Genomic DNA, 15,538 nt, shown 5'->3' with positions numbered 1-15,538 from the left:
AGTCGCCTTAGCTAATCCGTCGGCCACAAGTGGCGAAGGCCGCCGCCAGCGATGTACAGAGCAAGAAAGTAATACAGAATGTAGAGGTTATAGGTCAGGCCGTTGCCCGTGTAGAGCATTCGGATCCGTTCCGCAGACGCCGTGGTGGCGGTGGCCAGTCCGCCCCACAGCCCCTGGGCCCATGGAGGCGTCAGCATTGTGAAGACAGTCTTGAGGCCTTGGTAAAGGCTCGATCGCATGCCACCGATTTCGACGCGCGCAATGGCAGCCCACCAGCCGCTTCGTAGCAGCAACCAGAACAACCCGAGCAATATTGCAGACACGATCACCGCAAACGCCATGACAGGCACCGGATTCCAGTAGCCGTAAATCATCTCCAGCGACATGCCTTGCCACACCAGCGTCGATGCAAATTGCGGGTCGATCGCTTCGGAGATCGGGGCGATCAACAGCTTCGGGAAGAACGACATCAGGAAAATGCCGGCGACCAGCAGAATCTGCGGTATCAGCAGGGTGATCGGCGCCTCTGTCAGGGCGTCATGCGCAGCCTTGCGGGGGCCGAGAAAGATCGCCTGGATGAAGCGTGCCATGTACACAAAGCCGACAAAGGTCGCCAGCAGAGTCATCAGCGCCGGCCCGTACCAGCCCTTCTCAATCATTGCGCTCAGCAGCAGCCATTTGCCGCCGAAGCCGGCGAGTGGCGGCAGACCGGACATCGCGACAATCGCGATCGCAGCCGTTGTGAATGTGACGGGCATGACACCGGCAAGTCCGCCGAGTTCGACAATCAGCCGCTTCCCCGTTCGCAGGATGATCGCGGCAGCGACGAGGAACAGGATGCCTTTCACCAGGAGATGGTTGGCAACGAGATACAGTGCCGTCACCCAGCCAAGATGGCTCATCAGTGCGATCGCTGCCACGATGTAGCCAAGCTGGCTCATGCTGGAATAGGCCAGCATGCGCTTCAGGTCGTCCTGGCGCGCCGCAAGCATTGCGCCGGCCAGCGTGGTCAGCATGCCGATCCAGCCCATGACAAGTGCGAGATTCAAGCTAACTTCGGAGCGGATCGCGACATAGGTCCCGACCAGCAGCCCGAAGATTGACACCTTGCTGATGACGGCCGAGAGCAGGGCGGACACGTCGTCATCGGCTTCCGCGTAGGCGCCCGGTAGCCAGACGTGGACGCCGACGGCGCCGGCCTTGATCAGCAGGCCGATGGCCAACAGCACAAAGACCGGCGCGCTATCCGGACCCGCGACGCGCAGCGCCGACAGCGACACGCTGTCGGTCTGCGCCTGTAGTACAGCGAACGCGCACAGCAGGAAGAAGGCCGCGGCCAGCGAGAACAGCAGATATTGTAGTGCATGTGACGCGGCCTCGGTCCTTCGCAGGATCAGGAAATAGGAGGACAGCGTGATCAGTTCCCAGATGAAAATGAATTCGAGGCTGGTCATGGCGCGCGGCAGCGCCGGCAACGACAGCAGCATGACGGCAAGCAGCGGATAGAAGCCGGGACGGGGATCCGTGCGGGCGAGGCAGGCGATCGACACGACAAGGCCGCCAACGAGAAGGAGCATCGCGAACAGAAAGTTGATGCCGGACAAGCTGAGAATGAGCCAGGTGCCACCAGCGGACACCAGAACGAGCACGATCAAACATTGCATGCCGCTCGGCAGGCGAGCCAGCATGTACAATACAAGTCCTGCAGCAAGCGGCATGTACGCCCACGGAGCGGCAAGGCCGGCAAGCTCGCCGGCGAGGTACCCGCTCGCGACAAGAAGAAGAGCCATTCCGAAGATCGGAAACAGATCACTCTGGCCCTGCGGCTCTGCGTCTATCTCGGCGGGAGAGTGAAGAGCCAAGCTGAACCAGCGGAACATGTAGGCCGCTTCCAGAAGCGAGCCGACCAGGACAATGGCGATCCAGACGTAGAGATCGCCGGCTGCCAAGGTCATGATGAGCTGCCATTTCGCCCAGAATCCCGGGAACGGCGGCAATCCGGAGATCGCGACGATCAGTATGCCGAACACCGGGATCGCTCCCGGGCGTCGGGCCAGGATCGCCCAATCTTGCAGGCGTTCCTTGCCCACGTAACCGGCCAACCAGAACAGCCCGACTTTGGCGAACAGGTGATTGATGAATAGCCCGCCCACCACCAAGAACATCGCGTCGTCGGCCTTGAGTTGGTAGAGCAGGGGCGCGGCGATCGTCAGCAGCGCCATCTGGCCGATCGAAGAATAGCCGAGAAGGCGCTGCGCTTTCGTCTGCTGGAGACCGATGAGGTTTGAGAAGACGAACGTAATCGCCCCCAGGACGGCGATGAGTTCGAGCTGGTCCTCGAACAGCGGCAGCAACTTGAGCAGGCCGAAAAAGACGCCCGCCGAAACACCGCCCGAGATCATCGCGGCAACGTCGCTGCGCGCGGTCTCATAGACATCGAGGCCCCAGCCGTTCGCGGGGAAGGGCTTCAGCTCCAGCAGCAGGCACGCCAGCAGGAAGATGAGTGCGGCGAAGCCGATCGGGCCTGTGATCGAGCTGCGGTTTGCGATCAGTTCGTCGATGTTCAGGATGCCAGTGGCGGCATAGAGCAGCAAGGTGCCGATCAGGAAGAAGGTCGAGGCCAGGACCGTTGCCATGAGAAACTTGAACGTCGCCGACAAAGCCTCGGGCGCGTCCCGCAGGCCGAGCAATGCATAGGTTGCGATCGAGACGATCTCCAGGAATACGAACAGATTGAAGAGGTCGCGAGTCATCACCATGCCCTGGATGCCCATGACCAGCAGCAGGTAAAGCAGCAGTGTCCCGTACCCTTCGCGCACGACATAGGCGGCGCCGAAAAGCGCGACGAGATTGACGCCGAAGGCGAAGATACTTTCGGCGAGCCCCATGCGCAGATTGATCGCATAAGGCGGCTTCGCGCCTCCGGTCAGGATCTCAATGGGGGCGGCGCCGTTCAGAAGGACGAACAGCGCGTAGCCTGAGATCAGCGTCATCGCCGCGAGCGCAAGGACAAAGGCGGCGGCTACCCAGGATTTGCCGAGACGATAGAAGAGTGGGATCAGGAAGCCGCCACCCAGGCCCACAATGAAAATGTTGAGCGGGTGGAGGAGGCTCTCTACCATTTCGACTCCGTGAAGGCGTCGATTGACAGCGTTCTTTTGGCCTCATAGAGCCGGATCGCATAGGCCAGCATAACCGCCGTCACGGCCATACCAATGACGATGGCGGTGACGGCGAGTGCAGATGGTATCGGATCGACTGCGCGTGAGGCCGCTTCCGACAAACTCAGCGCGTGGTCGATGATCGGCGCCGTGCCATTCGCCACATAGCCGATTGCAACGATGACGATGTGGGTGCCGGTTCCCATCAGGGAAAATCCGATGACGATCCGCAGGATGTTGCGGTGTGTGAGCATGCCCCAAAGTCCGATCAGGATCAGGAGAAGGCCCGTTGTCAGAACGATGCTCGAGATCATCGGACGGTTTCCTTCGTATGAGGCGTCAGGGCCGGAACCTTTCGAGAATGACGCTCAGCTCGCAGCCCACCTTGATGCCCAGAAGCGCCGACAGGATCGGAATGGTACCGGCGCTGAAGAAGGCGCCGAACTGCCCAAGCGGGAGGATCCGGTTGTCCAGGAACCCGCCCGCGGCGATTAGTCCCGCGATGCCCGTCAACACAAACAAAGCGCCTGCCACGGACTCGGTGATGCCAAGGAATTCGGGATTGGGCCGGTATTGCGGATAGGTCAGCAGCATCAGCAGAACGCCGGAAGCTATGACGGCGCCGCCCTGAAAACCGCCGCCTGCAGTCAGGTGCCCGTTCATGATGATATAGGCTGCGAAGATGGAAATGAGCGGAACGAGGATCTGGGTGCCAGTCTGCACGATCTCCGACGGTGGCTGGGCTCCCTCAAAGCGATCCTCGAGGGGCCCGCTGCGCGGCGGGCGTTCCCCACCGAGCACGAGGCCGACGCCCGCCGCCACCATGAATAAAACGGCGACCTCTCCGAGAGTGTCAAACGCGCGGTAGGTCAGCAATATGCCGGTGATGACGTTCGCCGCGCCCAACTCCTGCGGCACGAGCCTGATGTAGCTTTCCGCCAGGGGCAGCAGTGATTGCTGTTCGGTATGGCCGATGACAAGACTTGCAAAGACCAGCCCGAACGCGACAATGGCGACGATGATAGAGAGGCGCCGGATCATGTGCCGCTTCCCGCTTTCTGTCGTGCGTCACGCAGCGCATCTATACCTGTATCACCTGCCATCGGAATCCGGATGCTGTGCGCGGCCCGAGCCAGCGCATGCGAGGAGACGGGATTCGTCGTCAGCACGAAGTAGACGATGATCAAAAGCTTGAGGCTCCAGCCCGGGTGATAGATAGCCAGGCCCGCGAGCACCAAGGTGTTGCCGAGCGTGGAGGCTTTCGTGCCCGCTTGCATGCGCGTATAGACATCGGGCATCCGCAACATGCCGAGCCCTGCTGAAAAGTGGAAGATTGCGCCGAGCAGGACCAGGACGCTTCCGATCAGAGCCATCATGGTGCTCTCTCTGTTGTCCTGCGGATCGCATAGAGGAAAATGAGCACCGACAGGCCGGACCCGATCGACGCCTCCGTCATCGCGACATCCGGCGCGCCCAGCAGGACGTAGCAAACCGCTGCGAACAGGCTCGCCAGTCCGCCGCTGACCGCCGCCGCCAGGGTGCTGTCCAGGCACACGGCTAGAATACCGCTCACAAGAATGCTGCCGCACAACAGGTAGACGAAGAGATCAAGCATGCTGTCAAAGACCTCGCTCGAGATAGCGTGCAATCGCCAGGACGGCCAGAAAGCTCAGAACACCGTAAACCAGGGCGACATCCAGATAGATGGAGCGGCCGGCCACGTGCGCGTAAAGCGCAATGAGGGAAATCGAAACGACGGTCAGCATATCGATCGCCGCAACCCGGTCTATCGTGGTCTGTCCGAGAACCAGACGCAGCACGCCGAACGCGACCCCGAGAAAGATCAGAACCGCCGCGGCGGTGAGGATTGCATCAGCCAAAGGTCTTCCTCAGATGTTCTTCGAACGCACCGGCAATGGCGCGGGTCGCTTCGTCCGGATCTGTTGTTTTGACGTCGAGCCAATGGACGAAGAGGCTGTCGCCGTCGATGTCGATAACGAGTGATCCGGGCGTCAGCGCGATGGAGTTGGCAAGCGCAAGACGTCCAACCGGAGTCTTGAGTCTCGTTCTGATCCTGACGATGCCGGGGTCGATATTGATGCGTGGGGCATAAACGTAGCGCATCATGTTGATGTTCGCACGGACGAGCTCGACCAGAAAGACGCCCGTGTAGAGAACGAAGTGATAGAGGCGCCCTGGGGATAAGCGGACGTCTCGCCACGCGCCCGGTTTGCGCGTGAACATGTAGGCCAGAACGACGGAAATCAGCGCGCCGGTCGCGAGCGCGCCAACGGCGAAGGACGAGTTCGCCGCGAACCAGATAAATGTGAGGAGCACCGATAGCCAAAGGAAACCGCTCGGTCGTTTCACTGCGGGCTGATTTGGCGCCATTGTCAGCAACCCCGACTGTCAGCAACCCAGTGTTATGAGTTGATCCTCGGAATGCCGATCCCCGCCGGCTTCTGCGGATCGGCTGATTTTTCAGTTCCCTTGAACCAAGCTACATACAAGGTAGGAAGGAAGATAAGCGTAAGTATCGTCGCGACCAGCAATCCTCCCATGATCGCGAAGGCCATTGGTCCCCAGAACACCGTTGGAGCGATCGGGATCATGCCGAGAACGGTCGATACGGCGGTCAACATGATTGGGCGGAAGCGAGAGCTGCTGGCATTGATTGCGGCTGACCAGACGTTCTCTCCCCGTGCGCGTTCGGCTTCGATTTGGCCAATCAGGATCACGGCGTTCTTGGTAATCATGCCGATCAAAGCCAGAATGCCAAGAATGGCGACGAAGCCGAGCGGCCTGCGCGACACGAGAAGCGCCGCGACAACGCCGATCAAGCCGAGAGGCGCGACGCTGAGGACCAGGAATAGCCGCCGAAAGCTTTGCAGCTCGGCCATGAGGACCGTGAACATCAGCAGCAGCATCACCGGAACAACAGCGATGACGGAAGCTTGCGAATACTTGCTTTCTTCAACGGTTCCGCCCATGACGATGCGATAAGCGCGGGGAAGGTTTTTTGCGAGCGTATCGACCGCCGGCGCAAGCGCATTGATCACGGTTTCCGGAAGCGCCCCGGGCGCCACATCGGCCTGCACCGTGAGCGTAGGTACGCGATCGCGCCGCCAGACCAATGGATATTCCTGCTTGTATTCGAATGTAGCGAACTGGTTGAGCGGAACTGTTCGCCCGTTAGGCAGCGGCACTTGCAAGGTGCTCAGGTTCGCCAGCGAGACGCGCTGTTCGTCGGTAGCTCGCACCAGAACATCGACAAGATAGATGTCGTCGCGAACCTGTGTGACAGGCGTGCCTGAAATCACGGTGTTCAGGACGCCCGCCACGGCTTGCGAGCTCAGACCCAGCGATCGCGCCTCGTCCTGGTCGACACGGATGCGGAGCTGACGCGCCGGCCCGATCCAGTCGAAATTGACCTGCTCGGCTTGCGGGTTGGTCGCGACGATCTGGGCAAGCTTCAGCGAGATGTCCCGCACCTGGTCAATGTCGGGGCCGCTTACACGATATTGCACAGGCCAGCCGACCGGCGGGCCGAGTTCGAGCGGAGAGATCCGGGAAATCGCGCTCGGGAATTCATTGGCGAGGAATTTTTCAAGCTTGACGCGAAGGCGCTCGCGCGCGGCGACATCCTTCGCAACGATCACCACTTGCGTGAAAAAGTCGTTCGCCAACTGGACATTGAGCGGCAGATAGAAGCGAATGGCGCCGCGTCCCACATAGGTACTCCAGCGCGCTACGTCCGCATCGCCCTTCAAGGCCGCGTCGAAGCGCTTCGCGGCCGCTTCGCTGGCATAGATCGACGCATTTTGCGGCAGACTGATATCGACCAGAAGCTCCGGACGATCGGAGGACGGAAAGAATTGGCGGGGAATGAGCGGAAGGGAGAGATAGGAGAGAACGAAGAGCGCCACGGTGAGAAGAATAGTCACCCATTTTGCCCGCATGGCGGCGGTCAGGAAGCCTCGATACCAAGAGAGGATTCTGCTGGGGTTCGCGGTTTGCGAGGTCCGGGGCGGTTTCAGAATGACGACGCCCAGCAGTGGCGCGAAGACGACGGCCACGAACCAGGATACGAGCAGTGCGATGCTGACGACGGCAAACAGCGAGAACGTGTACTCTCCCGCGGAGCTGGCGGCAAAGCCGACGGGAACAAATCCGGCGATGGTTACCAGCGTTCCCGCGAGCATGGCGAATGCATAGGTCCGGAACGCGAATGTCGCCGCTTCGACCTTGTCATCGCCCGCGGCTAGCCGGTTGAGGGTGGCGTCGGTGGTGGTCATCGCGTCATCGACGAGCAGTGCCAGCGCGATGATGAGGGCGCCGAGCGATATCCTCTGCATGTCAATGCCCGCCATCTGCATGATCGGAAAGACGATGGCGAGCGTCAAAGGAATCGAAAGCGCGATGATCAGCCCTGGGCGGACGCCCAGACTGATGAAGCTGATCACGAGAATGATGGCAATCGCCTGCAACAACGACGTCATGAACTCGGAGATCGCGCCATCGACCGTGACGGCCTGATCGGCGACGAGGATTGGCTGGATCCCTATCGGCAGGCCCGCCGTGATCTGGTCCATCGCCTGATTGATGTTCCTGCCGAGGGCGAGAATATCTCCGCCCTCCCTCATGGCGATGGCAAGCCCGATCGCCGGTTCGCCGTTGACGCGGAACATGGGCTGCGGGGGGTCGGAATAGCCGCGCCGCACCTGCGCTATGTCACTCAGGCGGAGCGTCCGTCCGCCCGCGATGAAGTTGACGCTGGCGACGTCCTGCTCCGTCCGAAACGCACCTGAAACCTGCAGCGACAGACTCTCGTCGCCGGTCTGGATGGTACCGGCCGGACGTACGACGTTTTGAGCCTGGAGGGCGGCGATGAGCGCCGAGCGGTCGATGCCGAGGCCGGCGAGTTCCTTTATCGAGAACTCGACGAAAATCCGTTCGTCCTGGGCACCCAGCAGTTCGATCTCCGAGACGTCACGAACAAGAAGCAGCTTCGAGCGGATGTCTTCAACGTAATCGCGAAGTTCGCGATGGGTGAACCCGTCGCTCGTAAAACCGTAGATGATCCCGAACGTAGCGCCGAAATCGTCGTTGAAGCCGGGCCCAACGATGCCTGCTGGCAGCGTATGCCTGATATCACCGACGTTCTTGCGAACCTGATACCAGGTGTCGGCCACCTCTTTCGCGTTTGTGCTGCCCTTCAAGTTGACGAAGATCGTCGTGATGCCGGCTTTGGTATAGCTGCGCAGGAAGTCGAGATGCGGCGTTTCCTGCAGCCTGCGCTCAAGTCGTTCGGTTACTTGCTTGAGAGTATCCTCGAAGGTTGCTCCAGGCCACGCGGCCTGAACAACCATCGTCTTGATGATGAAGGTAGGATCCTCGCTGCGCCCAAGACGGAAATAGGATAGAACGCCGGCAACGACAGCGATGATCATGAGATAAGCGACGAACGAGCGGTGATTCAGCGCCCATTCGGAAAGATTGAATCTCATGACGACCCCGACCCGAGTATGCGAATCTTCTGGCCCGGGTGCAGGGCTTGCACGCCTGCCGTGACCACGATTTCTCCGGTGTCGATTCCTTGGGAAACTGCTACCAGCGCCTGGTTGAAGCGCAGCACGTCGATGTTTCGCAATGATACGGTATTCTTGGAGGGATCGACGACCCACACGGCGGGCTGTTGATTTACTCTCGTTAGCGCCGTGGCCGGGATTTCAATGATTGGAACGGCCTCCATTTGCAGGCGCCCGGTCACGGTCGCGCCAAGAAGCATGGCCGGCGGGGGATCCGTCAGGCCAACCTTCACTTCAAAGGTTCGTGTTGCCGGATTGGCTTGCGGGGCGACTTCGCGGATGCGGCCTTGCGCGGTCACCGCGCGATCGTCGGTCAGACTCACGCTGATTTCAGGATCGCTCGGCGCTGTTCGGATGACTTGGGCGGGGATGTCGAAAACGGCATCACGGCCATCCTTGCGGGCAACCCTGACGATGCTTTGTCCGGGTTGGACGACTTCACCCGCGGCGGGACCCATTGCCGTCAAAACACCGGGAGCGTCAGCCTTGAGCTCGGTGAAGCTCACCTGATCATGCGCGATCTTGAGTTGAGCCTCGGCCGCATCGACCTGCGATTGAGCGGTTTGCTGGGCTTGTTTTGCCTGATCGAAGTTGACGTTCGTGGTCCAGCCTTGCGCGAAGAGGGTTTGTTGACGCTCGAATTGATTGCGGGCCTGAACCAGTTGCCCCTGGGCGGCTGCGAGGGCCGCCTGCGCCTGCCGCAGGCCGTTCATCTCGTTTTGCGATTCAAGGCGCGCAACAACCTGACCGCGCTGCACCCGATCTCCGAGCTTGCCGTTGTTCTCGAGAAGTCGGCCACCAATGCGGAACGAAAGCGAAACCTCGTCCTCGGCTTCAATCCTGCCGGTAAACGTGAGTAGTGTTCCAGCTTTGCTCTTTTCAACAGTTATGGTTCGAACCGGACGGACTGCTGGAGCCGCTGTTTCTGGCTCACGTTCGCAACCGGCAAGCAGCATTGGAGCGACCAAAACCATCAGTCCGGTCTGCCGCATGCGACGCATTCTGTTCAAACGGGCGGCACACCCAGACGTGGACATGGCTCACTTCCTTGTTCGTTGGCCCACCTGGTTCTTCCAGCCATTCCGATCGTTGTTATCGTCGCTCCAGTTTGTAATTCTCGTTCGGAGTCTGCGAGATCGAGCGAATGCGCAAGAACGCAAACAATCGTTCGTGCGTAGCCTCTAGACTTGTTTCGATGTTGGCGAGGACGGCTTCGTGGTTAGACAGCGGCCGGTCACTGCTGCCATCATATGGCCGAGCGAAATAATCCTCAAGCGGATGGAATTGCGAGTCCCGCAGGCATCACAAGCAGACACGCACCGGTGCTCGGGGCGCATCACCTTTGAGAGTCAGCAAGCCCAAGGCGATCCACTTGCGAGATGTGGCGCTAGGTAAGTCATGCTGACGTGTTAAGGCAGCGTCGATCGACGAAGAATCTCGTCGCAACCTGAGCGGCTTTTGGCGCCCGGCGAGACGCGCGCAGGATTTTGAAAGAAGCAATCCGCAGCGCTATGCGAAATCGGCAGGAAAGACTGTCAAGTCACTTCAAACGTGCGCGAAGATCGTCGGTGAGGCGGGCTAATTCACGGTCATTCGGGAGAAGGCGAGAGAGACGCTCGGCGTATTCGAGGGCGGCACCAATGTTGCCGGAGTCGCGGCTGAACGAGACGAGGGCAGACAGCGAGTCGCGATCGTCCGGATGGCGGGCCAGGTTCGCCTTCAAGACCTCAATCGCGTCACCGATGCGGCCTGACGAATGTAGCGCCACGGCGTAGACATAGGCGTAGCGCGACCGGTCAGGTTCGAGCTCGCTCGCTGTGCGGAATTCGCCAAGCGCGTCGTTCGGCCGTTTCTCCCGCGTCAGGTTGAGCCCGAGGGCGTGGTGCAAGCCGGCGTCCTGGCGTGATGACGTGATCGCTGTTCTCAGAACACTTTCTCCGTCGCCGTCGCGGCCAAGCTGCCGATAAAGGTCCGCCAGATTGATCGCTGTAGGCGCATATTGCGGACTGAGCCGCAGGGCTGCCTTGTATTCGCTCTCTGCATCGGCTGCCAGTCCGCGCCGCGCATAGAAGTTTCCGAGGGTCGATCGGGCTTCGGGGCGGTCCGCGTTGAGACGCTGCGCCGCAATGAACTCGGCAGTGGCCCGCTCGAAGGCTGCACGGTCCGCCGGCGGCTGGGCTGCGGTCGGGACGGCGGCCAAGATCGACACCGCTCTGATACGAACGCCGCGGCTCGGATCGGCAAGAAGCGGCGAGACCAGCGGCCAGATCCGGTCGCCCGGAAGGCCGTCGAGCATGTCAAGCGCTGCGACCCGCACCATCGGATCGGGATCGGCCAACCCCTTGCGCGCGAGCTCGATATTCGCGGGCGAGACCCGCGAATGAAGTTCGCTAAGCGCGCTCGCACGCGCGATTACCGGCGCGGTGGGACTGGCCGCCACCACAGCCAGCAGCGTGGCAGCGTCGGCGCGACTGCTCCAGGAAGCCTGGAAGGCCTCGGCGTAGTTCTGAAAACCTTTTCGGACCGGCCCGTGCCAGCGCTCGATGGCGTCGGCCGCCCATTGTGCGGATTTGTCGCCATGACAGTTGTTGCAGGCATTGGGGGTGCCGAGCTTCACGGAGAGATCTGGCCTCGGAATTCGAAGGCTGTGGTCGTGCCGCTTGTCGACCACCATGTAGGTGCTGACGGGCATGTGGCATGACGCGCAAGCCACGGCCGGCGTAACGCCTTCGTGGCGATGATGTGAGGCAACTTCATATTTGTCGGCGGCATGGCATTGCAGGCAAACGCCATCGCCTGGAACGCGGAGCTTGGCTGCATGGGGTTCATGGCAATCGCTGCAGGTCACGCCGGCTGCGAACATCTTGCTCTGCTTGAACGGGCCGTAATTGTACACCTCGTCGAGCATCTGCCCGTCCGCGTGATACAGGCCAGCAGCAAGGAGGGAAACGGCATGCGTGTCGGACAATGGTTGTCCTGGTACCCAATCTTCGGAAAATTCACCGCGTCGGGCGTGGCACAATCCGCAGGTCTCGACCTCCTTGCGTGTCACCGCAGGGGCGATGCTGCGTTGCGGGTTGCCGGTCTTCGGATCGGGGTGCCAAGTAATGCCATCTCGCTCGTTCAGCAAGACGGCTAACCCTTTGCGCGGGTCATCGTCTTTCCCAAACCAACTGCGCTGGCTGTGGGCCCAATCGACGTGCCGCGAGCCTTTGCCGTGGCATGCCTCGCAGCCGACGCTGATCTCCGTCCACGTCGTGCGGAAGCGATCTTCGGCCGCGTCGTAGTGCTTCCGGACGCCGGTTGAATGGCACTCCGCACACATGAAATTCCAGTTCTGATTGAGCTTGGTCCAGTGCAGCATGTCGTCGTGCTTGATCTCCTCATTGGGGTAGAGATGAAACCAGCGTTGACCGCCCTTGTCCTTCGGCCGGCTATCCCAGGCGATTGAGAGCGCCTGCAGGCGGCCATCCGGGAATTCGACCAGATATTGCTGGAGCGGATCAATGCCGAAGGTGTATTTGATCTCAAACGTCGCGAGCTTGCCGTCAGGACCATCGGTCTCAACGAAGAATTTGTTCTCCTTTTTGAAGAACCGCGAATGGACGCCGAAATAGTCGAAACTGGCATCATCGAAATTCCCAAGCACGGAAGCGACGGAGGCGTGCTGCATGGCATGCTTGTGCTGGGACTCCTTCCATAACGCGGTTTCGGCCTGGTGGCACCCGGCGCAGGCTTCACTGCCGACAAAGACGGCAGCAGGAGCCACCTCGCTTGAACGAAAAGTTGCAGGCAGGATGACACCGCTGTTGATGGCAAACAGGAGTGCAGCGCCACCCGATACGAGGACTGCCATCGCCATCAACGTGGCGGCGCGCGTCGGTGGCCTCTGGTTCTTATCTGCTCTGTTGTCGCTGCGCGCCACGAATTGCTATCCGCTGCAGGCTAAGGGCGAATTCCAGCAAATCCTCTGATGCTGTCCCACGCTATGCAGATTCGGCAAAATGTTTGTCGCGGCGTTGCCGGCTGAGCCGGTTCATCGCCTGCCGCGCTCCCTTCAGAATCGGCGCTAGTGCTCGAACGGAAACACTCGCTTCCAATCGTTTTTCATGCTGATCACTGTCCAGCCGTCCTTCTTGGCCTCGTCATAAAGCGCGGGAGTGAAAGGGCCGACCTTGGTGTCCGGCAGACCTTGCGCCGGGCCGTAGGCGTATTCGCGGGCGGCATCGTCATGCAGCACCAGCATCTTCAGCCGTGCACCGGTACCTGCACCGGTCCTCTCCAGCATCTCGCGATCGCCCGTCGAGTTGCCGAACGCCGCATACGGCCGGCGCCCGATCATGAGGTGAATCCCTTCTGGCTTGCCCGCGTTGTCGTCGTTCAGGATGAGCTTCGGTTCCTTGGTCAGGAACGGTTTGCCGTCCTTGCCGTAGCCATATTTCGTTCCGCCCGCGGTACCGACCACCTGCTCAGGCGGGATGCCATAGACCTGTTGGGCGTATACACGCACGAAGTCTTGCCCTCCACCGGTCACGATAAAGGTCTTGAAGCCGTTGTCGCGCAGGAATCGCAGGACTTCGAGCATTGGCTGATAAACGAGCTCGGTATAGGGGCGCTTCCAGCGCGGATGCCGCGCGGTTCCAATCCACTTCTTGGCTTCGGCGTTGAACTCCTCGACCGACATGCCGGTCGCCGTTGCGGCGAGGATTTCCTCGAGGTCCCGCAAGGAAAGCCTGGCGATCGCCTCCCGGTCGCCCGAAAGCACGGTCTTGAATGGCGCGACGTCCTTGAGCTCCGGCTTTTTTTCGACCACTGCCGGGACACGCTCCAGACAGTAGACCACTTGCGTGTACATCGGATGCTCGACCCAGAGCGAGCCGTCCTGATCAAAGACGGCAATCCGATCCTCTGCTGGCACGTGGTTGGGGCTCGCAGTGTCGGTTGTGACGCGCACGAAGTCGAGGATCGCCTGTTTCGCGGCCCCATCGTTCCATGAAGGCAACGGATTCTGAGACGTTGTTTGTGCCAATACCGGGACCGTCAGAAGCGGACTGGACAAGGCAGGCAACAGCGTCAAGATCGAAATCAGAGTGCGACGGGTCGTGCGATAGTGCAGGAAAGGCCGCATGATCGCCTCCTAGTTCGTCGAGGCCGGGAGCCGTAGCTTCTCCATCGCTTGTTCGACCGAGAAGTTGCCGGGCCGTTGGCGCGGCGGGAATTCGCGGAAGCTCGCGACGTGCTGCGCCACGATAGCTTGCGCTGGCACAAGCAGGAAGGCGTGATCGATGAACCAGCGCACGTAGTCGCCGGACTCGTGCTGGGCCCGCTCGAACGGATCGGAGCGAAGGTTGAATATTCTGGGCAGGCGCAACTGTATCAGCGGTTCGGCCCAGACGTTCAATCCCTCCGCCCGCTGCTCAAGGAACGCGGCCTTCCACTGCAGATAGCGCAGGCCGGCCAAGTTGCCGTCTTCGGTCCAATAGAAGAACTCGCGCCGCTTGCACGCACCCTTGCCGGCGAGCAGATCACGCTGATCGTAGCCGTCGAGATGCACGCGGAAAGTCTTGCCGGCGGCATCATAGCCCTGCAGCAGCTTCTCCTTGATGTCGGGCTCGCCGGCGGCGGCAACCAGCGTGGCCGCCCAGTCCTCGGCTGAGAAGACATCATTGATCTCGCTGCGCGGCGGCACCTGGCCGGCCCCGCGCACCAGCGCAGGCACGCGGTAGCCGCCTTCCCAATTGGTGTTCTTCTCGCCGCGGAAAGGCGTCGTGCCGCCGTCGGGCCAGGAGAACGTCTCGGCACCGTTATCGGTGGTGTAGATCACAATGGTGTTGTTGGCGACGCCGAGATCGTCGAGTTTTCTCAAGAGCTCGCCGACCTGCCCGTCATGCTCGACCATGCCGTCCGGATAGATGCCGAGCCGCGTCTTTCCCTGCGATGCGGGCTTGAGGTGCGTCCAGATGTGCATGCGGGTCGAATTGAACCACACGAAGAACGGTTTGCGATCTCGCACCGCGCCGTCGATGAACTCCGTCGTCGCCCGTAGAAACTCCTCGTCGATGGTCTCCATGCGCTGCCTGGTGAGAGGACCAGTGTCCTCGCATTTCTGCTGGCCCCACGGGCCGAAGCGGGGGTCCTTATCCGACAATCCCTCCTTCGCGGCCGGCAGGCCAACTTTCAACAAGCCCGTGCGCAGCGGCGACTGTCCAGTGATGAAGGCGGCGCGGCCTGCAGTGCAGGATTGCTGGCCATAGTAGTCCGTGAAGATCGCACCCTCGTTGGCGATGCGATCGATGTTGGGCGTGCGATAGCCCATCTGACCTCGGTTGTAGGAGCTGATATTCCAGTATCCGATATCGTCTCCCATGATGACGAGAATATTGGGCTTCTGCGCTTGTTGCGCTGATGCCGGCGTAACGATTGGCGCAGTGGCTACGAGCGCCGCGAGCAGCCCGAGTAGCAGGCTCTTCAGATTGCTCATGATCGACCCTCCAAGCTCAGCCCGGATCCGGCTCGGCTGATCTGCGGGCTCTATTGGACTCGTGGTATTCTTCATGGTCATGAGCAACTCCTTGGCTGTTGCTGCCCGAACGCATGGATCGGTTGACGTTCTCTCGGAGGGGTTGCATGGGAAGCGCGTTCATCGCTTCGCCTGTGGTGGGCGGACGCCCTGTGGGGCGTCCGCATATTCAGGTCATGCTCGCTTCACGCGGCTAGTGGTTCATCACAGTGATTTTGACGTTTTGATACCGAGCCATTCGAGGATCGGCAAGTTTTCGGGTGGCAGGA

The 15,538-nt window shown here is 60.7% G+C and carries 14 protein-coding genes; 2 read left to right on the top strand and 12 right to left on the bottom strand.

What is annotated here, in order from left to right:
* Positions 1-11 precede the first annotated feature (11 nt).
* The 10 genes from AAFX91_RS10370 to AAFX91_RS10325 all read right to left on the bottom strand — a co-directional run bounded on the left by AAFX91_RS10370 (position 12) and on the right by AAFX91_RS10325 (position 12,113).
* Entirely contained in the window at positions 12-3,122 is a 3,111-nt protein-coding gene (locus AAFX91_RS10370; RefSeq protein WP_394566389.1) for a proton-conducting transporter membrane subunit, read from the bottom strand.
* Positions 3,116-3,475: a sodium:proton antiporter gene (locus AAFX91_RS10365; protein WP_130579780.1), complete on the bottom strand. Its 360-nt coding sequence runs from the start codon at positions 3,473-3,475 to the stop codon at positions 3,116-3,118. Before AAFX91_RS10365 ends, AAFX91_RS10370 begins: the two co-directional genes overlap by 7 nt.
* A 25-nt stretch (positions 3,476-3,500) precedes the next feature.
* Entirely contained in the window at positions 3,501-4,202 is a 702-nt protein-coding gene (gene mbhE, locus AAFX91_RS10360) for a hydrogen gas-evolving membrane-bound hydrogenase subunit E (RefSeq protein ID WP_394566388.1), read from the bottom strand.
* Positions 4,199-4,537: a monovalent cation/H(+) antiporter subunit G gene (gene mnhG / locus AAFX91_RS10355; RefSeq protein ID WP_394566387.1), complete on the bottom strand. Its 339-nt coding sequence runs from the start codon at positions 4,535-4,537 to the stop codon at positions 4,199-4,201. The genes mbhE and mnhG overlap by 4 nt, the downstream gene beginning before the upstream one ends.
* Positions 4,534-4,776 carry a hydrogenase subunit MbhD domain-containing protein gene (locus AAFX91_RS10350; RefSeq protein ID WP_130579783.1) on the bottom strand — a complete coding sequence of 81 codons (243 nt, stop codon included), beginning with the start codon at positions 4,774-4,776 and terminating at the stop codon, positions 4,534-4,536. The genes mnhG and AAFX91_RS10350 overlap by 4 nt, the downstream gene beginning before the upstream one ends.
* A gap of 4 nt (positions 4,777-4,780) precedes the next feature.
* The gene (locus AAFX91_RS10345) at positions 4,781-5,041 is read right to left on the bottom strand and encodes a monovalent cation/H+ antiporter complex subunit F (protein ID WP_130579784.1); all 261 of its coding nucleotides are present in this window, start codon (positions 5,039-5,041) and stop codon (positions 4,781-4,783) included.
* Positions 5,034-5,552, bottom strand: coding sequence for a Na+/H+ antiporter subunit E (locus AAFX91_RS10340; RefSeq protein WP_394566386.1), 519 nt, complete (start codon positions 5,550-5,552; stop codon positions 5,034-5,036). Before AAFX91_RS10340 ends, AAFX91_RS10345 begins: the two co-directional genes overlap by 8 nt.
* Before the next feature lie 32 nt (positions 5,553-5,584).
* Positions 5,585-8,668 (bottom strand): efflux RND transporter permease subunit, encoded by a 3,084-nt coding sequence (locus tag AAFX91_RS10335; protein ID WP_394566385.1) that lies wholly within the window; start codon positions 8,666-8,668, stop codon positions 5,585-5,587.
* Entirely contained in the window at positions 8,665-9,741 is a 1,077-nt protein-coding gene (locus tag AAFX91_RS10330) for an efflux RND transporter periplasmic adaptor subunit (RefSeq protein WP_245476328.1), read from the bottom strand. The genes AAFX91_RS10335 and AAFX91_RS10330 overlap by 4 nt, the downstream gene beginning before the upstream one ends.
* A 548-nt stretch (positions 9,742-10,289) precedes the next feature.
* Positions 10,290-12,113, bottom strand: a complete 1,824-nt coding sequence (locus AAFX91_RS10325; protein WP_394566384.1) for a cytochrome c3 family protein — start codon at positions 12,111-12,113, stop codon at positions 10,290-10,292.
* A 126-nt stretch (positions 12,114-12,239) separates the two neighbouring features.
* On the opposite strand from AAFX91_RS10325, the gene AAFX91_RS10320 reads away from it, so the two are divergent.
* Both AAFX91_RS10320 and AAFX91_RS10315 read left to right on the top strand, forming a co-directional pair.
* Positions 12,240-12,452 carry a hypothetical protein gene (locus tag AAFX91_RS10320; RefSeq protein WP_394566383.1) on the top strand — a complete coding sequence of 71 codons (213 nt, stop codon included), beginning with the start codon at positions 12,240-12,242 and terminating at the stop codon, positions 12,450-12,452.
* A 94-nt stretch (positions 12,453-12,546) separates the two neighbouring features.
* Positions 12,547-12,723, top strand: a complete 177-nt coding sequence (locus AAFX91_RS10315) for a hypothetical protein (protein WP_394566382.1) — start codon at positions 12,547-12,549, stop codon at positions 12,721-12,723.
* Positions 12,724-12,818: 95 nt separating this feature from the next.
* On the opposite strand, the gene AAFX91_RS10310 is transcribed toward AAFX91_RS10315, so the two are convergent.
* Together AAFX91_RS10310 and AAFX91_RS10305 are read right to left on the bottom strand one after the other, a co-directional pair.
* Positions 12,819-13,877 (bottom strand): HAD family hydrolase, encoded by a 1,059-nt coding sequence (locus tag AAFX91_RS10310; RefSeq protein WP_394566381.1) that lies wholly within the window; start codon positions 13,875-13,877, stop codon positions 12,819-12,821.
* Between the two features lie 9 nt (positions 13,878-13,886).
* Positions 13,887-15,230: an arylsulfatase gene (locus tag AAFX91_RS10305; RefSeq protein ID WP_394566380.1), complete on the bottom strand. Its 1,344-nt coding sequence runs from the start codon at positions 15,228-15,230 to the stop codon at positions 13,887-13,889.
* Between the last annotated feature and the right edge of the window lie 308 nt (positions 15,231-15,538).

It is taken from the genome of Bradyrhizobium sp. 31Argb (assembly GCF_043638955.1).
In the GTDB taxonomy this organism is placed as follows: domain Bacteria; phylum Pseudomonadota; class Alphaproteobacteria; order Rhizobiales; family Xanthobacteraceae; genus Bradyrhizobium.
Note: the sequence above shows the minus strand (reverse complement) of the source record. Positions and strands in the feature narration are given on the sequence as shown.

Bases quoted from the DNA above. Each gene is read 5' to 3' on its own strand.
- AAFX91_RS10370 (WP_394566389.1), bottom strand. From the start codon at position 3,122: ATGGTAGAGAGCCTCCTCCACCCGCTCAACATTTTCATTGTGGGCCTG.
- AAFX91_RS10365 (WP_130579780.1), bottom strand. From the start codon at position 3,475: ATGATCTCGAGCATCGTTCTGACAACGGGCCTTCTCCTGATCCTGATC.
- mbhE (WP_394566388.1), bottom strand. From the start codon at position 4,202: ATGATCCGGCGCCTCTCTATCATCGTCGCCATTGTCGCGTTCGGGCTG.
- mnhG (WP_394566387.1), bottom strand. From the start codon at position 4,537: ATGATGGCTCTGATCGGAAGCGTCCTGGTCCTGCTCGGCGCAATCTTC.
- AAFX91_RS10350 (WP_130579783.1), bottom strand. From the start codon at position 4,776: ATGCTTGATCTCTTCGTCTACCTGTTGTGCGGCAGCATTCTTGTGAGC.
- AAFX91_RS10340 (WP_394566386.1), bottom strand. From the start codon at position 5,552: ATGGCGCCAAATCAGCCCGCAGTGAAACGACCGAGCGGTTTCCTTTGG.
- AAFX91_RS10335 (WP_394566385.1), bottom strand. From the start codon at position 8,668: ATGAGATTCAATCTTTCCGAATGGGCGCTGAATCACCGCTCGTTCGTC.
- AAFX91_RS10330 (WP_245476328.1), bottom strand. From the start codon at position 9,741: ATGCGGCAGACCGGACTGATGGTTTTGGTCGCTCCAATGCTGCTTGCC.
- AAFX91_RS10325 (WP_394566384.1), bottom strand. From the start codon at position 12,113: ATGCTGCACTGGACCAAGCTCAATCAGAACTGGAATTTCATGTGTGCG.
- AAFX91_RS10315 (WP_394566382.1), top strand. From the start codon at position 12,547: ATGACACCGCTGTTGATGGCAAACAGGAGTGCAGCGCCACCCGATACG.
- AAFX91_RS10310 (WP_394566381.1), bottom strand. From the start codon at position 13,877: ATGCGGCCTTTCCTGCACTATCGCACGACCCGTCGCACTCTGATTTCG.
- AAFX91_RS10305 (WP_394566380.1), bottom strand. From the start codon at position 15,230: ATGAGCAATCTGAAGAGCCTGCTACTCGGGCTGCTCGCGGCGCTCGTA.